Origin of the sequence: Labedella phragmitis (assembly GCF_004078635.1) — a bacterium.
GTDB lineage: Bacteria > Actinomycetota > Actinomycetes > Actinomycetales > Microbacteriaceae > Labedella > Labedella phragmitis.
Genome location: NZ_RZNB01000008.1, coordinates 65,750 through 85,325 on the forward strand (window position 1 = coordinate 65,750; position 19,576 = coordinate 85,325).

General features: G+C 70.1%; 20 protein-coding genes. 13 read left to right on the top strand and 7 right to left on the bottom strand.

What is annotated here, in order from left to right; all coding sequences use genetic code 11:
• Positions 1 to 47: 47 nt before the first annotated feature.
• Positions 48 to 941: a LacI family DNA-binding transcriptional regulator gene (locus ELQ90_RS15750; protein ID WP_128496254.1), complete on the top strand. Its 894-nt coding sequence runs from the start codon at positions 48 to 50 to the stop codon at positions 939 to 941.
• Positions 942 to 985: 44 nt separating this feature from the next.
• Here ELQ90_RS15750 and ELQ90_RS15755 read toward each other — a convergent pair whose 3' ends face one another.
• The gene (locus ELQ90_RS15755; protein ID WP_128496255.1) at positions 986 to 1,801 is read right to left on the bottom strand and encodes a DeoR/GlpR family DNA-binding transcription regulator; all 816 of its coding nucleotides are present in this window, start codon (positions 1,799 to 1,801) and stop codon (positions 986 to 988) included.
• A gap of 14 nt (positions 1,802 to 1,815) precedes the next feature.
• On the opposite strand from ELQ90_RS15755, the gene ELQ90_RS15760 reads away from it, so the two are divergent.
• The 4 genes from ELQ90_RS15760 to pdxY all read left to right on the top strand — a co-directional run bounded on the left by ELQ90_RS15760 (position 1,816) and on the right by pdxY (position 7,022).
• Positions 1,816 to 2,862 carry an acetylxylan esterase gene (locus tag ELQ90_RS15760; RefSeq protein WP_243696223.1) on the top strand — a complete coding sequence of 349 codons (1,047 nt, stop codon included), beginning with the start codon at positions 1,816 to 1,818 and terminating at the stop codon, positions 2,860 to 2,862.
• A 9-nt stretch (positions 2,863 to 2,871) separates the two neighbouring features.
• Positions 2,872 to 3,849, top strand: a complete 978-nt coding sequence (locus ELQ90_RS15765; RefSeq protein WP_128496256.1) for an acetylxylan esterase — start codon at positions 2,872 to 2,874, stop codon at positions 3,847 to 3,849.
• A gap of 71 nt (positions 3,850 to 3,920) precedes the next feature.
• Complete coding sequence (locus ELQ90_RS15770) at positions 3,921 to 6,071, top strand: heavy metal translocating P-type ATPase (RefSeq protein WP_128496257.1); 2,151 nt, start codon at positions 3,921 to 3,923, stop codon at positions 6,069 to 6,071.
• Between the two features lie 99 nt (positions 6,072 to 6,170).
• Positions 6,171 to 7,022: a pyridoxal kinase PdxY gene (pdxY, locus tag ELQ90_RS15775; protein WP_128496258.1), complete on the top strand. Its 852-nt coding sequence runs from the start codon at positions 6,171 to 6,173 to the stop codon at positions 7,020 to 7,022.
• Positions 7,023 to 7,102: 80 nt separating this feature from the next.
• Here the strand turns inward: pdxY and ELQ90_RS15780 are convergent, their stop codons facing one another.
• Both ELQ90_RS15780 and ELQ90_RS15785 read right to left on the bottom strand, forming a co-directional pair.
• The gene (locus tag ELQ90_RS15780) at positions 7,103 to 7,765 is read right to left on the bottom strand and encodes an NAD(P)H-binding protein (RefSeq protein WP_128496259.1); all 663 of its coding nucleotides are present in this window, start codon (positions 7,763 to 7,765) and stop codon (positions 7,103 to 7,105) included.
• The gene (locus ELQ90_RS15785; protein ID WP_128496260.1) at positions 7,747 to 8,748 is read right to left on the bottom strand and encodes an aldo/keto reductase; all 1,002 of its coding nucleotides are present in this window, start codon (positions 8,746 to 8,748) and stop codon (positions 7,747 to 7,749) included. Before ELQ90_RS15785 ends, ELQ90_RS15780 begins: the two co-directional genes overlap by 19 nt.
• A gap of 177 nt (positions 8,749 to 8,925) precedes the next feature.
• Here ELQ90_RS15785 and ELQ90_RS15790 point away from each other — a divergent pair, with 177 nt between their 5' ends.
• The 6 genes from ELQ90_RS15790 to ELQ90_RS15815 all read left to right on the top strand — a co-directional run bounded on the left by ELQ90_RS15790 (position 8,926) and on the right by ELQ90_RS15815 (position 14,411).
• Complete coding sequence (locus ELQ90_RS15790) at positions 8,926 to 9,573, top strand: TetR/AcrR family transcriptional regulator (protein WP_128496261.1); 648 nt, start codon at positions 8,926 to 8,928, stop codon at positions 9,571 to 9,573.
• Positions 9,574 to 9,793: 220 nt separating this feature from the next.
• Positions 9,794 to 10,207, top strand: coding sequence for a carboxymuconolactone decarboxylase family protein (locus ELQ90_RS15795; RefSeq protein ID WP_128496262.1), 414 nt, complete (start codon positions 9,794 to 9,796; stop codon positions 10,205 to 10,207).
• A gap of 20 nt (positions 10,208 to 10,227) precedes the next feature.
• On the top strand, positions 10,228 to 11,115 hold the full coding sequence (locus ELQ90_RS15800) for an NAD(P)-dependent oxidoreductase (protein WP_128496263.1): 888 nt from the start codon (positions 10,228 to 10,230) through the stop codon (positions 11,113 to 11,115).
• Positions 11,112 to 11,693, top strand: a complete 582-nt coding sequence (locus tag ELQ90_RS15805) for a TRAP transporter small permease (RefSeq protein WP_128496264.1) — start codon at positions 11,112 to 11,114, stop codon at positions 11,691 to 11,693. The genes ELQ90_RS15800 and ELQ90_RS15805 overlap by 4 nt, the downstream gene beginning before the upstream one ends.
• On the top strand, positions 11,690 to 13,240 hold the full coding sequence (locus tag ELQ90_RS15810) for a TRAP transporter large permease (RefSeq protein WP_128496265.1): 1,551 nt from the start codon (positions 11,690 to 11,692) through the stop codon (positions 13,238 to 13,240). The genes ELQ90_RS15805 and ELQ90_RS15810 overlap by 4 nt, the downstream gene beginning before the upstream one ends.
• Positions 13,241 to 13,250: 10 nt before the next feature.
• Entirely contained in the window at positions 13,251 to 14,411 is a 1,161-nt protein-coding gene (locus ELQ90_RS15815; protein ID WP_128496266.1) for a TRAP transporter substrate-binding protein, read from the top strand.
• A 209-nt stretch (positions 14,412 to 14,620) separates the two neighbouring features.
• Here ELQ90_RS15815 and ELQ90_RS15820 read toward each other — a convergent pair whose 3' ends face one another.
• From ELQ90_RS15820 to ELQ90_RS15830, 3 genes are all read right to left on the bottom strand, one after another.
• Positions 14,621 to 16,051 carry an aldehyde dehydrogenase family protein gene (locus ELQ90_RS15820; RefSeq protein WP_128496267.1) on the bottom strand — a complete coding sequence of 477 codons (1,431 nt, stop codon included), beginning with the start codon at positions 16,049 to 16,051 and terminating at the stop codon, positions 14,621 to 14,623.
• Between the two features lie 102 nt (positions 16,052 to 16,153).
• A complete protein-coding gene (locus tag ELQ90_RS15825) occupies positions 16,154 to 16,537 on the bottom strand; it encodes a nuclear transport factor 2 family protein (protein ID WP_128496268.1) in 384 nt (127 codons plus the stop codon).
• Positions 16,538 to 16,559: 22 nt separating this feature from the next.
• Positions 16,560 to 17,528 (bottom strand): AraC-like ligand-binding domain-containing protein, encoded by a 969-nt coding sequence (locus ELQ90_RS15830; RefSeq protein WP_128496269.1) that lies wholly within the window; start codon positions 17,526 to 17,528, stop codon positions 16,560 to 16,562.
• A gap of 252 nt (positions 17,529 to 17,780) precedes the next feature.
• Here ELQ90_RS15830 and ELQ90_RS15835 point away from each other — a divergent pair, with 252 nt between their 5' ends.
• Both ELQ90_RS15835 and ELQ90_RS15840 read left to right on the top strand, forming a co-directional pair.
• Positions 17,781 to 18,305, top strand: a complete 525-nt coding sequence (locus ELQ90_RS15835; protein WP_128496270.1) for an SRPBCC family protein — start codon at positions 17,781 to 17,783, stop codon at positions 18,303 to 18,305.
• Positions 18,302 to 18,619, top strand: a complete 318-nt coding sequence (locus tag ELQ90_RS15840; RefSeq protein WP_128496271.1) for an ArsR/SmtB family transcription factor — start codon at positions 18,302 to 18,304, stop codon at positions 18,617 to 18,619. The genes ELQ90_RS15835 and ELQ90_RS15840 overlap by 4 nt, the downstream gene beginning before the upstream one ends.
• A 160-nt stretch (positions 18,620 to 18,779) precedes the next feature.
• On the opposite strand, the gene ELQ90_RS15845 is transcribed toward ELQ90_RS15840, so the two are convergent.
• Positions 18,780 to 19,439 (bottom strand): PadR family transcriptional regulator, encoded by a 660-nt coding sequence (locus ELQ90_RS15845; protein ID WP_128496272.1) that lies wholly within the window; start codon positions 19,437 to 19,439, stop codon positions 18,780 to 18,782.
• Positions 19,440 to 19,576: the final 137 nt, after the last annotated feature.

Genomic DNA, 19,576 nt, shown 5'->3' on the forward strand with positions numbered 1-19,576 from the left:
GTCTGTCCCGAGCGGGAGACGGACGATCCTCGTCGAGGAGCGCAGCCATGACCGATCACCCGTCGGCAGCACGGCGGAGACCCCCGCTCCTCCGGCGCGAGCGCACCGGCATCATCGCGCTCGCCGTCCCGAACCTCGAGGAGCCGTACTTCGCCGAGCTCACGACGCTCCTCGTCCGGGGGGCCGAGGCCCGCGGCTTGTCGATCCTCATCCAGCAGACCGAGGGAGACCACGACAGGGAGGTCGACGTCGCCAACGGCGTCGGGCTGCCCGCCACGGACGGGCTCATCCACATCCCGCGGTCGCTCACGGTGGGGGACCTCACTCGTCGCACGGCCCCCGGCCCGCTCGTCCTCCTCGGCGAGCACATCGCCGTGAGCCCGTTCACACACGTCTCGATCGACAACCGCGCGACGGCCGATCTCGCGACCTCGCACCTCGCGTCCGTCGGCTGCTCCCGGATCGCCTTCATCGGCCCGCGACTCTCGCGGCCATCGGACGCAGCCGACCAGCGATTCACCGGTTATCGCGACGCCGTCGCGCGCTTGGGACTGGCCGACGAACCGGGGCTCGTGACACCGGTCGACGCGTTCTCGCCAGAGGAGGGCCTCGCCGCGCTCCGCAGACTGCACGCGTCCGGCGTCGCGTTCGATGGTGTCGTCTGCTCGAACGATTCCGTCGCGTTCGGCGTGCTCGCGGGACTGCACGAGGCGCGGCTGCGCGTGCCGGAGGACGTCGCGGTCATCGGGATCGACAACGTGCACGGCGCCGGGTTCTCCGTGCCGGCACTCACCTCGGTCGCTCCTGACGACGAGGGGATCGTCCGGGCGGCGTTCGCGGAGCTCGAGCGTCAATTGTCGGCTCCTCCGGGCGCCGACGTTCCGGTTCGTCACATCGTCGTGGACGCCCACGTCGTCATCCGCGCGAGCACGACCCGGTGAAGCCCGGCCCGGCCGCCGTCGCTCCTCGAGAGGGAGGTCGCGCGTCAGTCCTCCGCGCTCGTCGCGGCGGGCACCGTGAGCGGCGCGACCCAGAGGTCCACGACGTGCGCGCGCAAGGACTCCTGCGCCTCGGGGGCGAGTCCCGAGTCGGTCACGATGAGCGCGACCTCGTTGAGGTCGACGATGGTCGTGAGCCCGACGGCTCCCCACTTGGTGTGATCGGCGAGGACGACGGCGCGGGCGCCCGCGGCGACGAGCGCCCGATTGGTCTCGGCCTCGAGCAGGTTCGATGTCGTGAGGCCGGCGGTCAGGTCCATCCCCCGCACACCGAGGAAGACGATGTCGCAGTGGAGGTGTTCGAGCGACGCGACCGCGACGGGTCCGACGAGCGCATCGGTCGGCGTCCGGACGCCGCCCGTGAGAACGACGGTCTGCGTGTAGGGCTCGTCGGCGCGATCCGGTCGCGCGAACACGTCGGCGACGGGGATCGAGTTCGTGACGATCGTGAGGTCCGGGATGCGGCGCAGTTCCGTCGCGAGGGCCCACGTGGAGGAGCCGCCCCCGAGCCCCACGGACATGCCGGGCTCGACGAGTTCTGCCGCGCGAAGCGCGATGGCGGCCTTCTCGTCGCGGTTCTGCCGCGCTCGCGCCGAGGCGTCGGGTTCGAGCCGGTCGCCGCCGCGCGGGGTGCGAGCGCCACCGCGGACCTTGTCGAGGAGGCCGTCGGCGGCGAGGCTGTCGAGGTCACGCCGGATCGTCATCTCGCTCACGCCGAGGCTCCCGGCGAGCTCGGAGACCGAGGCGGAACCGCGGCGTCGGACCTCCGCCATGATGCGGGAACGGCGTTCGGCGACCAGCACGGTGACTCCTTTCGGTGGCCAGCCCAGTCTGGCACGACGCCGCGGCCCGGCCGGCGGGCGTCGTGAGCGTCGCGAGCGCGGCCCCGGCGGATGACGGAAGCTACGGGTACGACCTCGAGGCCCTCCTCGCCGTGCCGCCCGTCGAGCCCCCGAGCGCTTTCGCGGAGCTCTGGAGCTCCTGGTACCGCGACGCACTTCGGGTCGATCCCGATCCCCGGCCGACGTCGGTCGGCATGTCCGGCGGGCGCGAGGTCTTCGAGGTCGACCACGTCGTCTCCGGCGGACTGCGTCTGCGCGGCTGGTTCGCCACGACCGTCGACGGACTCGAGCCGACCTGCGGAGTCGTCCACGGGCACGGGTACGGCGGACGCGAGGCCCCAAACGTCGATCGCGTGCCGGACGACGCCGTGGTGTTCTTCCCCCTCGCGCGAGGGCAGGGCGTCCTCAACGCCGGCGTCGGCGCTCCGACCCCCGACGACGGCCACGTCCTCTTCGGAATCGAGTCCGTCGACACGTACGTGCTCGGTCGGTGCGCGGTCGACCTCTGGCATGCGGCGTCCGCACTCCGCGCCATCGCCGGGGATCTCCCGCTCTATTACGTGGGCGAGAGCTTCGGCGGAGGGATCGGCGCGCTCGCGCTCCCCTGGGACGATCGGCTGGTCGGGGCGACCCTGATCGTGCCGACCTTCGGTCAGTACGACGTGCGCCTCGGCCTCTCGTGCGAGGGCAGCGGCGAGAAGGTCAGACGGTACGTAGAGGAACACCCCGAGGGGCGGGACGTGCTGCGTTTCGTCGACGCCTCGACGGCCGCCGGGTTCGTCCGCGTGCCAGTGCGGGTCGAGTGCGCCCTCGTCGATCGCCACGTTCCCCCACCGGGGCAGTTCGCCGTCGCGAACGCCGTGGCGCTCGCCGAGGCGCGCGGTGACGGAGCGGCCCTCGAGCTCGACGTCCAGCCGGCGGGCCACACCGAGTACCCCGGGGTCGATGACGTCCGTCGTGCCGCATTCGCGGCGACCCGCGCCCACATCCGGACGTCGGTCGGTCGACCGTCCGCGGCCTGAAAGGACACCGTGCCCCACTTCGATCTGCCCCTCGACGAGCTCGAGCGCTTCCGTCCGGAGCGGGAGGAGCCCGCCGACTTCGACGCCTTCTGGTCAGCGACGCTCGCGGAGTCGCGCGAACTCGCCTGGCGCCCGCGGTTCGACGCCGTCGCCCCGGGCGACACGGGACTCGACGGCGTGCTCGTGGACGACGTGACGTTCGCGGGATTCGAGGGGCACCAGGTGCGCGGTTGGCTGCTCCGTCGGCGCGGACTGGACGGACCCGTTCCCTGCGTCGTGCAATACATCGGGTACAACTCGGGACGTGGGCTCGCCCACCAGCACACCCTCCTGCCGAGCGCGGGATCCGCCGTCCTCGTCATGGACGCGCGCGGTCAGGGCAGCGGGGCTTATCCCGGTTCGACCACCGACCCGATCGGGAGCGCGCCCCACGCCTCCGGTCGTGTGTCGGACGGGATCGAGAACCCGTCCGACTACTACTACCGTCGCGTCTTCACGGATGCCGTCCTCGCGATCGACGCGGCGAGGGCGCATCCGGACGTGGACCCGGACCGCATCTCGGTGTGGGGCGGCAGCCAGGGCGGTGGCATCGCACTCGCGGCGGCGGCGCTCAGCACCGGGCTGTGTGCCGCGTTCATCGACTTCCCCTTCTTGAGCGCCGTCCGGCGCGCGGTGTCGCTCACGGACGCCCCGCCGTACGCCGAGCTCGTCACCTATCTGCAGACGCGACGCGGAGAGGAGGAGGACGTCTTCCGCACGCTCTCGTACATGGACGGCGTCAATTTCGCGGCCCGTGCGACGGCTCCGGCTCTCTTCTCGGTCGGCCTCCGCGACGCGGTGTGCCCCCCATCGACGGTCTTCGCGGCCTACAACCACTACGCAGGCGAGAAGAGCATCCGCGTCTATCCCTTCAACGGCCACGAGGGGGGCGGGCCGGTGCACCAGCGCGAGATACTCCAAGAGTTGGCGCGCCGCAACAGGGCCTGAGGAATCCCGGACATCACGTCGGGAATATACCCTATGGGGGTATTGTTGCGGCGCGTGACGGAAGGAATCCCATGACTGACGACTCCCCGAATCGGATCGATCACCAGCAGGCGGCGCACGATGCGCATGCTGGACACGATGCGCACGCCATGCACGACGCGCCCGCCGGACACGGCGGGCACGCCGGCCACGACGCGCCCGCGGGGCACGGCGGGCACGCGGGCCACGGCGATCACGTCGCCCGGTTCCGGCGGCTCTTCTGGGTGATGCTCGTCCTCGCGGTGCCCGTCGTCGCGTTGAGCGAGATGTTCGCGATGATCCTCGGCTACGAGCTGCCCGACGTCGCCGCGCTCGCCTGGGTCTCGCCCGTGCTCGGCACCGCCATGTTCGTCTGGGGCGGGTCACCCTTCCTGACGGGAGCCGTGGACGAGCTCCGGCGTCGGCGGCCGGGCATGATGCTCCTCATCGCCCTCGCGATCACCGTCGCGTTCGTCGCATCGTCGGGCGCGAGCCTCGGCCTGCTCGACCACGCCCTCGACTTCTGGTGGGAGCTCGCGCTCCTCATCGTGATCATGCTGCTCGGGCACTGGATCGAGATGCGGTCCCTCGCTCAGTCGGCCTCCGCGCTCGAGTCGCTCGCCGCGCTGCTCCCCGATGAGGCCGAGCGCGTCGAAGGCGACACCATCGTGACCGTCGCGCCCGGTGACCTGCGTCCGGACGACGTCGTCATCGTCCGTCCCGGCGGGCGGATCCCGGCGGACGGCGTCGTCGTCGAGGGGGCCGCCGACGTCGACGAGTCGATGATCACGGGCGAGTCGCGCCCCGTCGGGCGCAGCGTGGGCGATGCTGTCGTCGCGGGCACGGTCTCGACCGACTCCTCGGTGCGCGTGCGGGTCACCGCGGTCGGTGACGACACGGCCATCGCGGGCATCCGGCGCCTCGTGGAAGAGGCGCAGAACTCGACGTCGCGTGCGCAGAGACTCGCGGACACCGCGGCGGCGTGGCTGTTCTGGTTCGCGCTCGGGGCCGGCGTCCTGACCGCGATCGCGTGGTCGCTCCTCGGCATGCCCGACGAGGCCGTCATCCGCACGATCACCGTCCTCGTGATCGCGTGCCCCCACGCCCTCGGGCTCGCCATCCCGCTCGTCGTCTCGATCGCGACCGAGCGCGCCGCGCGTGGCGGTGTCCTCGTGACCGACCGGCTCGCGCTCGAGTCCATGCGGAACGTCGACACCGTCCTGTTCGACAAGACGGGAACGCTCACGAAGGGCGAGCCGACGGTCGTGGACATCCGTGTCGCCGACGGCCGGTCCGCCGACGACGTCCTCGCGGTCGCCGCGGCGGCCGAGGGGGAGAGCGAGCATCCGCTCGCCCGTGCCATCGTCCGGCACGCCGCCGACCGCGGCGTGAGCGTGCCGACCGCGACCGACGTCCGCGCCTCCACCGCCGTCGGCGTGAGCGCGACCGTCGCCGGCCGTTCGGTGAGCGTGGGTGGCCCCGCCCTGCTGCGGTCGCACGGCGTCGACGCTCTCGCCGGCCTCGAGGACTGGGAGCGGGAGGGTCGCATCGTCCTGCACGTCGTCGAGGACGGCCTCGTCGTCGGTGCCTTCGCGTTGGCCGACGAGGTCCGCCAGGAGTCGAGTGAGGCCGTCGACGCGTTGCACGCGATCGGGGTCCAGGTCGTGATGATCACGGGGGACGCCGAGGCGGTCGCGCGCTCGGTCGGAGACGAGCTCGGCGTCGACCGGGTCTACGCGGGTGTGCGTCCGGAGGACAAGTCGTCGACGGTAGCCGGACTGCAGGCCGAGGGCCGGACCGTCGCGATGGTCGGCGACGGGGTGAACGACGCTCCGGCGCTCGCCCAAGCCGATGTCGGCATCGCGATCGGCGCGGGGACCGACGTCGCGATCGCCTCGGCCGGAGTGGTCCTCGCCTCCGACGACCCCCGCTCGGTGCTGTCGGTCATCGAGCTGTCACGCGCCGGCTACCGCAAGATGACCCAGAACCTCTGGTGGGCCGCCGGATACAACCTCCTCTCGGTGCCGCTCGCCGCGGGAGTGCTCGCCCCCGTCGGGTTCGTCCTGCCCATGTCGGTCGGCGCGCTCCTCATGTCGGCGTCGACCGTCGTCGTGGCGCTCAACGCGCAACTGCTCCGGCGGCTGGACCTCACGCCCGCCGCGAGCGCGGCGGCGGCTCGGGGGCGGGGAAGCGTCTCGGCGTGATCGGGCGATCGCTGGGCGAGCGCCGGTGAGGGCGTACGATTTTTCTCATCCCGTGAGCCGGCGTCGACCGGCCTCCTCTGCGAGCAAGGAACCGTGCACATGAAGATCCTGTCGATCCAGTCAGCCGTCGCCTACGGACACGTCGGCAACTCGGCCGCCGTGTTCCCCCTCCAGCGCATCGGCGTCGAGGTCCTTCCTGTGTACACGGTCAATTTTTCGAACCACACGGGCTACGGCGCGTGGCGCGGACCGCTCATCGACCCGGAGGACGTGCGCGCCGTCATCACGGGCGTCGAGGAGCGCGGTGTGTTCCCGCAGATCGATGTCGTCCTCTCGGGCTACCAGGGCGGCGTCGGCATCGGCGACGTCATCGTCGACGCCGTGAAGCGCGTCAAGGAGGCGAACCCCTCCGCGATCTACGCGTGCGACCCCGTCATGGGCAACGCGAAGTCCGGGTGCTTTGTCGCTCCCGAGATCCCCGTCCTCCTGCGCGAGCGCGTCGTCCCCGCCGCCGACCTCATCACGCCCAACCAGTTCGAGCTCGGCTTCCTCACGGGCACCGACCCCTCGACGCTCGAATCGACGCTCGAGTCGGTCGATCTCGCTCGCGAGATGGGGCCGCGGACCGTCCTCGTCACGAGCGTCGAGCGTCCCGATCGCGAGCCGGACACGATCGAGATGCTCGCGGTCGACGACAACGGCGCCTGGATCGTGAAAACCCCGATGCTCCCGCTCAAGGCCAACGGCTCCGGCGACGTCACGGCGGCGCTCTTCACGGCCCACTACCGCGAGACCGGTGACGCGGCCGTCGCTCTCGAGCGCACCGCGTCGAGCATCTTCGACCTCATCGACACGACCCACCGCTCGGGGCAGCGGGAGCTGCAACTCATCGAATCGCAGGAGTTCTACGCCCACCCCCGCTTGCAGTTCACCGCCGAGAAGGTGCGCTGAGCACCCTGCGCTGACGCACCTGAACACGTCCTCTGTGCTCGAAAGCGCATGCACGAGAGACGTGTTCAGGGGCTCGGGGGTCAGGCGGATGCTCGAGCGATGGCGTCGGCGATCGGGTCGTCGCCGCGGACCAGCTCCCAGGTGTGGCCCGCGCTCGCGGCGTTCTCGAGTGCTGCCGTGATCACTCCGGCTACGTCGTCGCGACTGACCGCGCCGATTGGAAGCGCGCCGGTCGCGGCGAGGGCGACGCGGCCCGACCCCGGCGACGCGAGCAGTTCGCCCGGTTGGATGATCGTCCAGCTGAGCGTGGAGGCCCGCAAGCGGCGCTCCGACTCCTCCTTCGCTCCGAAGTAGGAGTCCCAGAACCCGCCGTACAACGCCGCGGGCCTCGAGCGGCCGACACCCATGCCGGTGAGGAGGACGAAGCGCGCCACCCCGGCCCGCTCGGCCGCCCCGATCACCCGGATCGCCCCGTCCCGATCGACGCGCTCCGGGTCGCCGGCGGCCGCGAACACGACCGCGTCCACGCCCTCCAACAGCTCGACGAGCTCCGCGCTCTCCACGTGTGCCAGGTCGACCGTCGATGTCCGGACGTGAGGCGCGCTGCCCCAGCGGCCATCGACCGATCGGCCGAGGGCGATCACATCGCGCCCGCCCTCGACGAGCCGATCGACGACGCGCCGTCCCGTCTGACCGGACGCTCCGAACACCGCGACGAGGGGCGTCACGACGCCGTCTCCCACTCCGGCAGGTGACCGTCGGCATAGCGGCTTCCGTACGCGCCCTCGGGGAGGATCTCGCGTACCCGGTCGATCAGCTCCGGCGCTATCCGCGCCGTCGCCGCCACGACGTTCTCGTCGACCCGCTGGGGGCTCCGCGTGCCGAAGATCGGCACGATGTCGTCCCCCTGGCCGAGTAGCCATGCGAGGGCGAACTGCGGGAGCGACAGCCCGGCTTCCGTCGCCACCTCGGCGAGTCGCTCGACGGCGTCGGCGTTGCGCTCGAAATTCCCCGGCTGCCAGCGAGGATCCCAGCGCCGCATGTCGTCGGCGGGGTACTGGTGGGCCGGTTTCACCGCCTCGGTCAGGAAGCCGCGGCCGAGCGGCGAATAGGCGACGAACCCGATGCCGAGATCGCGGATGACGGGCAGGACCGCCTCGATGCCCCGCTCGAACATCGAGTACTCGCTCTGCAGGACCGTGACGGGCTGGACGGCGTGTGCACGCCTGATGATGTCCGTTCCGGCTTCGCTCAACCCGAAGTGGAGCACCTTTCCGGCGTCGACCAACTCGCCGACGGCGCCCGCGACGTCCTCGATCGGGACGTCGGGATCGACGCGGTGCTGATAGAGCACGTCGATCCGATCGGTGCCGAGGTACCGCAGGCTGTTCTCGACGACCGTCCGGATGCGATCGGGCCCGCTGTCGAGCACCGCGCCGGCCGACTGGTCGGCGTCGACGTCGTAGCCGAACTTCGTCGCGACCACGACCTCGTCGCGGAAGGGACGGATCGCGGCTCCGAGCAGCCGCTCGTTGCTGCCGGGATCCGCCCCGTTGTAGAGCTCGGCCGTGTCGAAGAGCGTCACGCCGAGATCATGGGCGTGGTGGATCGTCGCGATGCTCCGTTCCTCGTCGGCCGGACCGTACGCCATCGTCATGCCCATCGTGCCGAGCCCGAGGGCTGACACCTCGAGCCCCCTGCCGAGGTGTCGGTGTTGGATCGTCATCGTGTGTTCCTCGTGATTCCCGTCGTGGTCTCGGATCGCCGAGTCCTCTCGCCGACTCCTGCCACCGCTTCGTGCGCTTCGTGCGCTTCGTTGATGGTGAGTCGATCGACTCACCTCGCCAAAGGTAGGCCGACCCTGATGGTGAGTCAAGTCACTCACCTCTGATAGATTCGGCACATGGAGCCGCCCGCAGCCACGTACCACCAGAAGGTCGCGCTCGAGAAACGCGCGTCCATCCTGCGGGCGGCGACCGGGCTCTTCATCGAACTCGGCTACGACAAGACCTCGTTGGCCCGCGTCGCCGAGAGAGCGGGCGTCTCGACCGCGACGATGTTCAAGCAGTTCCGCACCAAGGCCGACCTGTTCGAAGCGATCGTGCTGCAGTTCTGGGACGCGGGGTCGGACGAGGCCGTCACGCCGCCGCCCGCCGGAGACCCGCGCTCTGGGCTCGCGGCCCTCGGGGCTCGCTATGCGCGACTCCTGCGGCGGCCGGGCATGGCCGGGCTGCACCGCATGGTCATCGCGGAGGCCCCCCGTTTCCCCGACCTCGGTCGCATCCAGTTCGATCTCGGCAAGCAGCCGTTCTTCGAACTCGTGCGCGACTACATCGACTCCGAAGCGCGACACGGACTTCTGCGGGTCGCCGACGTCGTCCGCGCCACGACCGAGTTCCTCGGCATGATCTCGAACTTCGTCCTCTGGCCGCAGCTCCTGCTGCAGGAGTGGTCGCCGAGCGACGAAGAGGTCGATGCCACCGTCGGCAGCGCCGTCGAGACGTTCCTCGCCCGATACGCCGACGAGACGTCCGCCAGGCCGTCGAGCTGACACATCGGTCACGGCCGGGTCACCGCTGAGCGGGATGACGCCCTCTCGGCGTGGATGAGACCGCCGCCTCCCGCCGCGCGTCGTGCGCGAAAAACGGATGCGCGTGCGCCGGAGTGCGAGACGCACCCCCGCCGCTCTCCCAGACTGGTACTCACCGGAGCCACCGACCGTCTCCCGCCTGAACGGCGTCGGTTCCGTGTCACCACGAAAGGGACCACGCATGATCAGGAACGATCCGCTCTTCGAAGCGGGGATCGCCCAACGTCGGCACATGTTCGGCTCGGCCGGAGCCGAGGGCCAGGTCGACAACACCACGGACCTCGACGACAAGCTGCAGGATTTCGTCACGCGGTACTGCTTCGGCGACATCTGGCAGCGCCCCGGGCTGAGCATCACCGATCGGAGCAAGATCACGCTCGCGATCCTCATCGCCACGGGCAAGTCGCACGAGATCCGCGTGCACCTCCGCGGAGCGCTCGCGAACGGCGTGACGCCCGTGGAACTGCGCGAGCTCGTCGTGCACTCGATCCTCTACTGCGGCATCCCCTCGGCCGTCGAGGGCATGCGTGCGCTCACCGAAGTCCTCGCGGAGCAGGGCATCGAGACCGACCTCGACGGCGAAGCAGCGGCGTGAGCGGCACGGAGGACGACACCATGACCGAAACGATCCGACCCGTCGTCGGCTTCATCGGCCTCGGGACGATGGGGCACCCGATGGTGAGCAACGTCGTGCGAGCGGGCTTCGACACGATCGTCTACGACGCGGACCCGGCCACGACCGCGCGCGTCGCCGCCGAACTCGGAGCAGAGGGCGCCGAGGACGTCGCGGGCCTCGCTCGCGCCGGTGTGATCGTCTGCATGCTGCCGACGAGCGCGATCGTGCGCTCCGTCCTCGTGGGCGACGACGGGCGGGCTGATCCCGCGCTTCGTGCGGGCACCGTCGTCGTCGACATGAGTTCGTCGGACCCCGTGGAGACGGTCGAGACGGGGCGCATCCTCGCCGAGTCCGGGCTCGTGATGGTCGACGCCCCGGTCTCCGGCGCGCGGGAACGGGCGATCGCCGGGACCCTCGCGATCATGCTCGGATCGGATGACGACGCGGCGGCCGAACGCGCAGTGCCCGTCATCGACGCCATGAGCCAGCGGATCTTCCGGACAGGCAAGCTCGGCACGGGGCACGCCATGAAGGCGCTCAACAACTTCGTCGCCGCCGCGGCGTACACGGCGTCGAGTGAAACGCTCGTCGCGGGAGAGCGCTTCGGCCTCGACCGCTCGACCATGGTCCAGATCCTCAACGCATCGACGGGGCAGAGCTTCGTCACGACGCACGTGCTCCAGGCGCACATCGTCGACGGGGCGTTCGCGTCGGGCTTCGCGCTCCCCCTCATGACGAAGGACGTGCGCATCGCGCGCTCCATGCAGCAGGCCGTCGGCCACGCCGCACCCGTGTGCGACGCCGTCACCGAGGCTCTCGGAGACGCCCTCGACGACCTCGGCAACGTCGACCACACCGTCGCCTACTCCTTCTGGGAGAGGCGGTGAGCAGCGAACCCCGCGTCGAGGGACTGCCGCGGATCGAACGAGCCGTCGTCGGTCTCTCGCGACTCCTCGCGATCGCCGCCGCCGGAGCCATCGTCGTCGTGATGCTCTCGACGGCGCTCAACGTCGTCGTGCGATTCACGTCGCGCGCGACGGTGCCCGGCACCCTCGAGGTCGCACAGTCGTGCCTCGTCATCGCGGTCTTCTTCGGACTCGCGTGGGCCGGCATCACGGGCGATCACGTGTCGGTCCGTCTCGTCTCCGATCGGCTCGGTCGCGGCGCGAACCGCTTGCTCGACGTCATCGTCTGGACGCTCTCGACGACCGTCGTGGCGTGGATGCTGTACGCGTCGGTGACGCGCGCCATCGACGCCACGGAACGCCGCGAGACGGCATTCGGCCTCATCGACTGGCCGGGCTGGCCGTGGCGCTGGTTCCTCGTCGCGGGACTCGCTGCGTTCCTGCTCGTCTCCGCCGTCAACCTCGCCCGCTCGGTCTCCGGCCGCATCCCGTTCGGCGACGACGCCGACGACCAGCCGTCGATCGTGCCGCCATCAGCTGAAGGGAGCGACAGGTCATGACCGTCGCCGCCGTCGTGGGACTCGCCATCCTCGTCCTGCTCGTCCTCCTCGCGATCAAGATGCCGATCGCTCTCGCTCTCGGGGTCACGGGAGCGCTCGGGCTCATGCTCCTGAAGGGCACGGGTTACGCCACGGATGTGCTGGGTTCCGCCCCCTTCTCGACGACGTACAGTTACAGCCTCACGATTGTGCCGATGTTCATCCTCATGGGACTCTTCGCCGTTCGGGCGCGCGTCGCCGAGTACGTCTTCGCCGTCGCCAACCACGTCGTGGGACGAGCGCCAGGCGGGCTCGGCGTCGCGACCGTCATGGCGTGCGCGGGCTTCGCCGCCGTGTCCGGATCGAGCATCGGGACCGCCGCGACGATGTCGAAGCTCTCGGTCTCGCAGATGCGGTCGCACGGCTACCCCGCGAGCACCGCGACAGCGCTCGTCGCCGTCTCCGGCACTCTCGGCGTGATGATCCCGCCGAGCACGTTCCTCGTGCTCTACGCGATCATGACGAACACGTCCGTCGCGCAGGTCCTCGCCGCCGGTGTGCTGCCGGGACTGCTCTCGGCAGCCGCCTACATCGCGTACATCATGACGTTCGGCGCTCGCCGCATCGGCCGATCGACGGACTCCGACGACCTCGGCAACGCGGTGGCCCGCGCCAGGCTCGACGCCTCCGCCGCGGCTCGCCTCGAAGCCGCCGGTCGTCGTGGCGGTGCGGAACGGGCGGGCGATCGGGTCCGCTTCGGCGAGGGCTCGGCCCGCGGTGCCACCGCGACGGTCGAGGCTGTCGATACCCGGACGGCCACCAGCCGCACGACCACGTCGACCACTCCGGGCGCCTCGTCCGCCGCAGCGTCCGCCGACGTGACCCGGTTGCGCGACCTCCACTGGCGCGGCGTCGTCTACATCGCGATCCTGTTCACGATCGTGCTCGGCGGCATGTACTCGGGCGTCTTCACGTCGACGGAATCCGCCGCGATCGGCGCCCTCGCGTCCGTCGTCATCCTCATCGTCGAGAACCGGAAGGACGGCATGCGCGTCATCCTGTCGCAGATCAAGGGGGCGCTCCTCGACACCGGCTCCACCACGTCGATGGTGTTCTTCATCGTCGTGGGGTCGTCGATACTCTCGGCCTTCTTCATCGCCGCTCGCGTTCCCGAGGCGGTCACGGATTGGGTCACGGGCCTCGGCCTCGCGCCGATGCTCGCGATGGCGCTGCTCCTCGCGTGCCTCATCCCGCTCGGGATGGTGCTCGAGTCGCTCTCGATCCTCGTCATCACGGTGCCGATCCTCTACCCGATCGCCGTCGAGTTCGGGTTCGAACCCGTCTGGCTCGGGATCATGGTCGTCAAGCTCATCGAGATCGGCATGGTCACACCACCGGTCGGCATCAACGCCTTCGTCGTGGCGGGGGCGACGGGTGTCAAGACCGAGACCGTGTTCAAGGGCATCCTGCCGCTGTTCCTCGTCGACCTCGCGGTCACGGCCGTGCTCTTCCTCTTCCCCCAGATCTCCCTCCTCCTGCCCTCACTCGTCTCACCCAACGCCGGGTGAGGACGCCCCCATGAAAGGAACGATGATGTTTCCCCACCGCACGACCACCCGATCGAGGCGAACGCGACTCGCCGCCGCTGCCGTCGCCTTCTCTTTCCTGACCCTCGCCGGCTGCTCCGGCGTCGTCGCCGAGGGCGGATCGGGCGGCTCCGACGAGTCGTTCGAGTTCACGCTCTCCACCGCGGCACAGCCGGGGACGCCCAACGCGGCCGTCCAGGACTGGTACCTCGACCGCATCGAGGAGGAGACCGACGGTCGCATCGCGTTCGAGCGCACCGCTCCCGAGGCCATCTGCAAGGCGGCCGAGGTCGTCGAGTGCGTGCGCGACGGCCGCGCCCAGATCGGCGTGACCGTGCCGGACTACACGCCGCAGTACTTCCCGTCGGCGAGCATGGTGAGCATCCCGTTCCTCAGTCAGAACTCGGCGGCGATCATGCGCTCGCTCTACGACATTCACGCGGACTACGAGCCCGCCATGGAGGTCATGGCCGACAACGGCCTCCACCACGTCGGCACGTGGCCCGTCGGTCGACTCCTCCTCGGCACACCGGAGCCCGTGACCGAGAAGAGCGGGCTGTCCGGTCTCCAGATGCGCGCATCCGGGCCGATCGTGCAGCAGGTGCTCTCGGGCGCCGGCGTCAACATCCAGGCGATCACCGCCCCGGAGACCTACGAGGCGGTGCAGCGCGGCGTCATCAATTCGATCGGCGGCGCCATCGACTTCCCCGTGAACTACAAGCTCATGGAGCTCCTGCCCTACTGGACGGATCCCGGATTCGGGCAGTACTCGACGTTCGGCATGTGGTTCTCCGCCGACGCCTACGACGGTCTTCCGGAGGACCTGAAGGGCATCGTCGACGACGTCACGGAGGAGCTCAACACGGGTGAGGGCATCGAGGCCTTCAACACGCAAGCGGCCGACCAGTGCCAGCAGATGCTCGACGCCTCGACGGTCGAGGAATTCACCGCGTGGGAGGACTCGGCGACCGAGGAATGGTCGACCGAGGTCGAGGACAGTACGCAGCAGCAGTGGATCGAGCTCGTGAAGGGCCAGGGGCTCTCCGATGCTGAGGGCGTGCTCGACGAGTACCTGTCGCACCTCGAGGAGTACGACGACCTCGAGTACACCGACGCGACGCTCGATTGCGAGGACCAGTTCGCGGCTCGCTGAACCGACACGCGTCCCGCACACGTCCACAGCAACGGCGGGTGCCCTCGATCCTGAGGGCACCCGCCGTCCTCGTACCCCGCTCTCCCCCCTGAATATCCCGTGCGGGCACGTATTTTCGTGCACGGAGGGGATATTCAGGGGGGAGAGGGGAGCGGGAGAAGGGGGCGTCGCCTCGTGGCGACGCCCCCTCGGTGCTGCGTATCGGTGGTCTACAGCGCGGCGACCGTCCGGGTGATGACCTTCGGCGCGGCGACGGCCTTGAGGCCTTCGCGACCGAACTCCATCCCGTAGCCCGAGCCCTTCACGCCGCCGAAGGGGACGAGCGGGTTGAGCGTGCCGTGCTGGTTGATCCAGACGGTGCCGGCCTCGAGGCGAGCGGCGATCGCCATCGCGGCCTCGGGGTCGTCCGCCCAGACGGACGCGCCGAGCCCCTGATCCGAGGCGTTCGCTCGCGCGATCGCGTCGTCCACGTCGCTGTAGCGGATCACCGGGATGACCGGTCCGAACTGCTCCGTGTCGACGAGCGGCGCGCCGTCCTCGATGTCGGCGACGACGGTCGCGCGGTAGAAGTGCGGCCCCAGCTCCGGAGCCGCCTCGCCACCCGTGACGATGCGTGCGCCGCGCTCGCGGGCGTCGTCGACGAGGCCGGACACGATGTCGAACTGCTGCGAGGTCGACAGCGGTCCGAGAGCGCTGCCCTCGTCGACGCCCGCTCCCATCGGCGTGCTCTCGGCGATCGTCGCGAGGGCGTCGACGACGGCGTCGTACTGGCTGTCGTGCACGTAGAGGCGCTTCAAGGCGGCGCACGTCTGGCCCGTGTTGATGAAGATGCCCCAGAACAGGTTCTGGGCGATCGCGTCGATGTCGGTCCCGGGGAGCACGATGCCGGCGTCGTTGCCGCCGAGCTCGAGGGTGAGGCGCGCGAGGTTGTCGGCCGAGCTCCGGATGATCGAGCGGCCGGTAGCGGTGGACCCCGTGAACATGACCTTGTCGAGGCCGGGGTGACCGGCGATCGCCTCGCCGACGTCCCGGCCCCCCGCGACGACCGTGAGGAGGCCGTCGGGCAGGTGGCGATTCATGAGGGCCGCGACCGCGAGGACGCTCAGCGGCGTGTACTCGCTCGGCTTCGCGACGACCGCGTTCCCCATTCGGAGCGACGGCGCGATCTGCCACATGGCGATGAGGGCGGGCCAGTTCCAGGGGCTGATCGCCCCGACGACGCCGAGCGGCGCGTAGTGCAGCTCCGAGCGGGTGCCGTCGGCTTCGAAGAGCACCTCGGGCTCGAGTGTCGTGTCCGCGGCGTTCCGGAGCCAGACGGCGCAGCCGCCGGCCTCGAATCGGGCGCCGGGACCGTTGAGCGGCTTGCCCTGCTCGCGCGCGATGATCTGGGCGAGCTCTTCGGCGTGAGCGTCGATCTCGTCCGCCGCGCGGTGCAGTATCGCGGAGCGTTCCTCCACCGGCAAGGCGGCCCAGGCCGGTTGTGCCGCCCGGGCGCGCTCGATCGCGGCGTCCAGGTGCTCGGTCGAGTGGATGGGCGCGTAGCCGATGGTCTCGCGCGTCGCGGCGTCGGGGATCGCTCGTCCCGACTCGGGGGCGACGGTGATCTCATCCAGCAACGTTGCTGGCCGTGTCTCGGTCATGAGTTCCTCCTCAGGGGTGTCCCGGCCAGTCAATCCGCTCTCCGGCGGTTCGGCTCGGACACCGGCGCACGCGTAATGTGCGTGCGCGCACAGTGGAGGGCGCTACATCGCGGCGTTCTGCGTGGCGGAATCGACGACCTGCTCGAAGCGCGCGACGCGGTCGCCCTCGACATGCCAGAGATGCACGAAGCGTGCGCGCATGGCGGCGCCGGTGCCCCGGAACGTGCCGACATACCAGCCCGTCGCGACGACGCGGTCGCCCGAGGCGATGAGATCGAGGTCGTCGAGTCCGAAGCCATCCCACTCGGCGCCGATCCTGGCGAACACGTTCTCGATGATCGCCTGGCGCCCGATGAACGTCCCTGCGTAGGCGGAGCCCGCCGTCTCGGTCCACTCGGTCGCGTCGTCGATCGCGGCGAACGCGCGATCGACGGCGCCGTCGCGCGAGGCGATGTAGTGGTCCTGGACGATCTCCATGGGTGTCATGACGGTTCCTCGGGTCGAGCGATCAGGCGGAGACGGCGAGGCCGAGGTGCAGCTGCCGGTACTCCCGCGGGCTGTGACCGAACGCCGACTTGAAGAGCTTGCTGAAGTGGCTCGGATCGACGAACCCCCACGATTGCGCGACCTGGATGATCGAGCGGGAGGCGAGCGCCGGGTCGCCGAGGTCGATGCGACAGTGCTCGAGGCGGCGGCCGCGGATGTACGCGGACACCGTCGTGCCCTCCTCCTGGAAGAGGTACTGCAGCTGTCGGGGCGAGATGAAGTGGGCGCGCGCGATCGCGTCGGTGTTGAGGTCCGGGTCGTCGAGGTGCGCGTCGATGTACTGCGAGACGGCGTCGACCGCTACGAGCCACGGCTCGCGCGTCGTCGTGGTCTGCAGCTCCGCCGAGAGCAGGGCGGTGATGAGGTCGAACGCGCTCCGCACGATGCGAGCGCCGTTGACGCCCTCGAGCTGGTCGAGGTTCTCGGCGATGTGCTGCATGAACGGGCAGATCACCCGGCCGAGTCCGGTGTCGCCGCGCAGTCGCACCGCGGTCGTCGTGTGAACGAGGTTGGCGGAGAGACCGAGCATGCTGTGCGGGAACATCATCACGAGGGACCGCATCGCCCCCTCGTACTCGAGCGTGTACGGCCGCGTCGTGTCGTAGATCGCGACGTCGCCCGGTCGGAGCTGGGCGCTGCGGCCGTCCTGCAGGACGAGCCCCGTGCCCTCGAGCTGCATGCTGAGCTTCAAGTGATGGGGGTCCTCGTCGGTGATCGCTTGCGCGAGGCGGTGCACGCTGTGCGACGAGGCCGCGATGTCGGTCACGCATGTGCCGTCGACGTAGCGCGTGCGGAGCGTGCCCGAGAAGCCCTCCGGATCGAGCGTCGTGAGGGTGAGAGGCACGAAGCGGTTGCCGACGAGGCGGATCCACTCGTCGAAGCAGACGCCCACGTGGTTCTCCATCGAGGGGGAGGGAAGGGATCGGCTCATTCTCGCTGCCTCCTTGCAGTCCGACGCGCCGCCGCGTCCTTCCCAGAGTATTCGGTGCGCCGGGGATCGCGCGTGCGGGGGACGCGGTTCGTGCGTCAGTGGCCGACGCTGTTTCGCCGACGGACCAGTCGACCCCGTCGAGCGACGTCTCGACCTGCAACATGATGGTTGCGTCCGACCCTGCTTCCTGCAATGATTCAGTTGCACAAGACGGAGCACCGATGCTCCGCACCGAGACCAGGAGGATTACACATGAGCGCGATCGAGAACGATCAGTCCGTCGTCGATGCGGGCGCGTTCACCGTCCGTCGCAGCATCGCGATCGCGGCCCCCCTCGAGAAGGTGTGGGCGGCCGTGACCGAGCCGGAGCACGTGTCGCGGTGGTTCGGTCGACTCGTGCTCGACGGTTCGGGGCCCGGAGCGAGCGGCACCATCTCGTGGCCAGAGCATGCGCCGATCCCCATCCGTGTGGAAGCCGTCGACGCGCCGCGCTCGATCTCCTACAGCTGGGGCAACGACGACGCGAGCGATACGGCGCCCGTCTCTCTCGAGGATGCGCAGCCGACGGTCTTCACGTTCACACTCGAGTCCGTGTCGACGGGGACCCTCCTCACCGTCGTCGAGGCGGGCTTCGAGGCGACCTCCGACCCGCTGGCGAATCTCGAGAGCCACCGTCAAGGATGGAACATCGAGCTCGACAAGCTCGCGGCGCTCGTCGAGGGCGAGGCGTCGAATGTTGATACGGCGACCGGCGGCGCGGGCAACGACCGCGCATGAGCACCGAGACGCTCGTTCCGGTGTTCGCCGCTCTCGGTGACGAGACGCGGTGGAGCGTCCTCGAGGCGCTCGGCGACGGCGAGGCCTCGGCCTCGGCGCTCGCCGGTCGCCTGCCCGTCACCCGGCAGGCGATCGCGCGCCACTTGTCGGTGCTCGAGGGCGCGGGTCTCGTGGAAGCGGTCCGCGCGGGCCGGGAGGTCCGCTATCGCGTCCTCGCCTCCCGGCTCAGTGCGACCGCGCGTCGACTCGATGCGATCGGCGCCGAGTGGGACCGCCGCCTCGCCGCCATCAGGGAGATCGCCGAGGGCCTGTAGGTCCACGCGCCCCAGCGCCTCGCCGAGTGCCGCTGCCCCGCAGAGCACCGGTCCGCCGCGTGACCCCGGGCGCCACACGACGAGCCGAGCGCGCCACGAGTCCGTGGCACGCTCGGCTGAACCTGGCGCGGTCGGCTGCTGCCCGGCCGACGGTGCGGGGCTATTCCGCGAGGATGGCGTAGAGGGCGCGACGGGTCTCATCGAGCTTCTCCGCTGCGGCCGTCCGCTGGGCGTCGGTCGCGTCGTGGAGGAACGGCTTCATGACGCGCATGAGCTTCATCATGCTGGTCTGGAAGGCGTCCTCCCCCTCGCTCTTGTCGGTCGTGGCGGCCCAGGCGGCGTCGATCGCCTCCGTGTTCTCCGCGACGTAGGCCCGCCCGGTCTCGCTGAGCGCGAAGACCGTCTTGGAGCTCGATTCGTCTGCGACGATGAGGTCCTCGTCGACGAGTTGCTGCAGGGTCGGGTAGACCGAACCGGGGCTCGGTCGCCACGTGCCCTCGCTGCGCTCGGCGATGCTCTTGATGAGCCCGTAGCCGTTCGAGGGTCCGTCGACCAGGAGGGACAGGATGGCGAGGCGGACGTCGCCGCGGCGGGCCCGTCCGCGTCCGCCACGGCCGGGACCGAAGCCGGGACCGGGTCGGAATCCCGGACCGAAGCCGAATGGGAAGTCGTGCCGCCAGTCCCCGCCGGGCCCCCGGTGAGGGTGGTCGGGCTGGAAGTGGGGGTGCCGTCGGCCGCCCTCGTGGTGGAGGTCGTGCCGGCGGTCGTGACCGGAACGCCGGTCGTCATCGCGGTGGTTCTGGTGATCGTGGGGGCGCATGGGCGCTCCTTTCGGGTTGGGGTGAGTTCGTGGGTCGCGACGACGTCTTCACATATTCGACGACTGTTGCGATGTGTCAAAGATATATCGGTAAATATCGCTCGTCAAGACCGATGGCGTGCTTCGTTCCAGGTTTT

Bases quoted from the DNA above. Each gene is read 5' to 3' on its own strand.
- ELQ90_RS15750 (WP_128496254.1), top strand. From the start codon at position 48: ATGACCGATCACCCGTCGGCAGCACGGCGGAGACCCCCGCTCCTCCGG.
- ELQ90_RS15770 (WP_128496257.1), top strand. From the start codon at position 3,921: ATGACTGACGACTCCCCGAATCGGATCGATCACCAGCAGGCGGCGCAC.
- pdxY (WP_128496258.1), top strand. From the start codon at position 6,171: ATGAAGATCCTGTCGATCCAGTCAGCCGTCGCCTACGGACACGTCGGC.
- ELQ90_RS15785 (WP_128496260.1), bottom strand. From the start codon at position 8,748: ATGACGATCCAACACCGACACCTCGGCAGGGGGCTCGAGGTGTCAGCC.
- ELQ90_RS15790 (WP_128496261.1), top strand. From the start codon at position 8,926: ATGGAGCCGCCCGCAGCCACGTACCACCAGAAGGTCGCGCTCGAGAAA.
- ELQ90_RS15795 (WP_128496262.1), top strand. From the start codon at position 9,794: ATGATCAGGAACGATCCGCTCTTCGAAGCGGGGATCGCCCAACGTCGG.
- ELQ90_RS15800 (WP_128496263.1), top strand. From the start codon at position 10,228: ATGACCGAAACGATCCGACCCGTCGTCGGCTTCATCGGCCTCGGGACG.
- ELQ90_RS15810 (WP_128496265.1), top strand. From the start codon at position 11,690: ATGACCGTCGCCGCCGTCGTGGGACTCGCCATCCTCGTCCTGCTCGTC.
- ELQ90_RS15815 (WP_128496266.1), top strand. From the start codon at position 13,251: ATGAAAGGAACGATGATGTTTCCCCACCGCACGACCACCCGATCGAGG.
- ELQ90_RS15820 (WP_128496267.1), bottom strand. From the start codon at position 16,051: ATGACCGAGACACGGCCAGCAACGTTGCTGGATGAGATCACCGTCGCC.
- ELQ90_RS15825 (WP_128496268.1), bottom strand. From the start codon at position 16,537: ATGACACCCATGGAGATCGTCCAGGACCACTACATCGCCTCGCGCGAC.
- ELQ90_RS15830 (WP_128496269.1), bottom strand. From the start codon at position 17,528: ATGAGCCGATCCCTTCCCTCCCCCTCGATGGAGAACCACGTGGGCGTC.
- ELQ90_RS15835 (WP_128496270.1), top strand. From the start codon at position 17,781: ATGAGCGCGATCGAGAACGATCAGTCCGTCGTCGATGCGGGCGCGTTC.
- ELQ90_RS15840 (WP_128496271.1), top strand. From the start codon at position 18,302: ATGAGCACCGAGACGCTCGTTCCGGTGTTCGCCGCTCTCGGTGACGAG.
- ELQ90_RS15845 (WP_128496272.1), bottom strand. From the start codon at position 19,439: ATGCGCCCCCACGATCACCAGAACCACCGCGATGACGACCGGCGTTCC.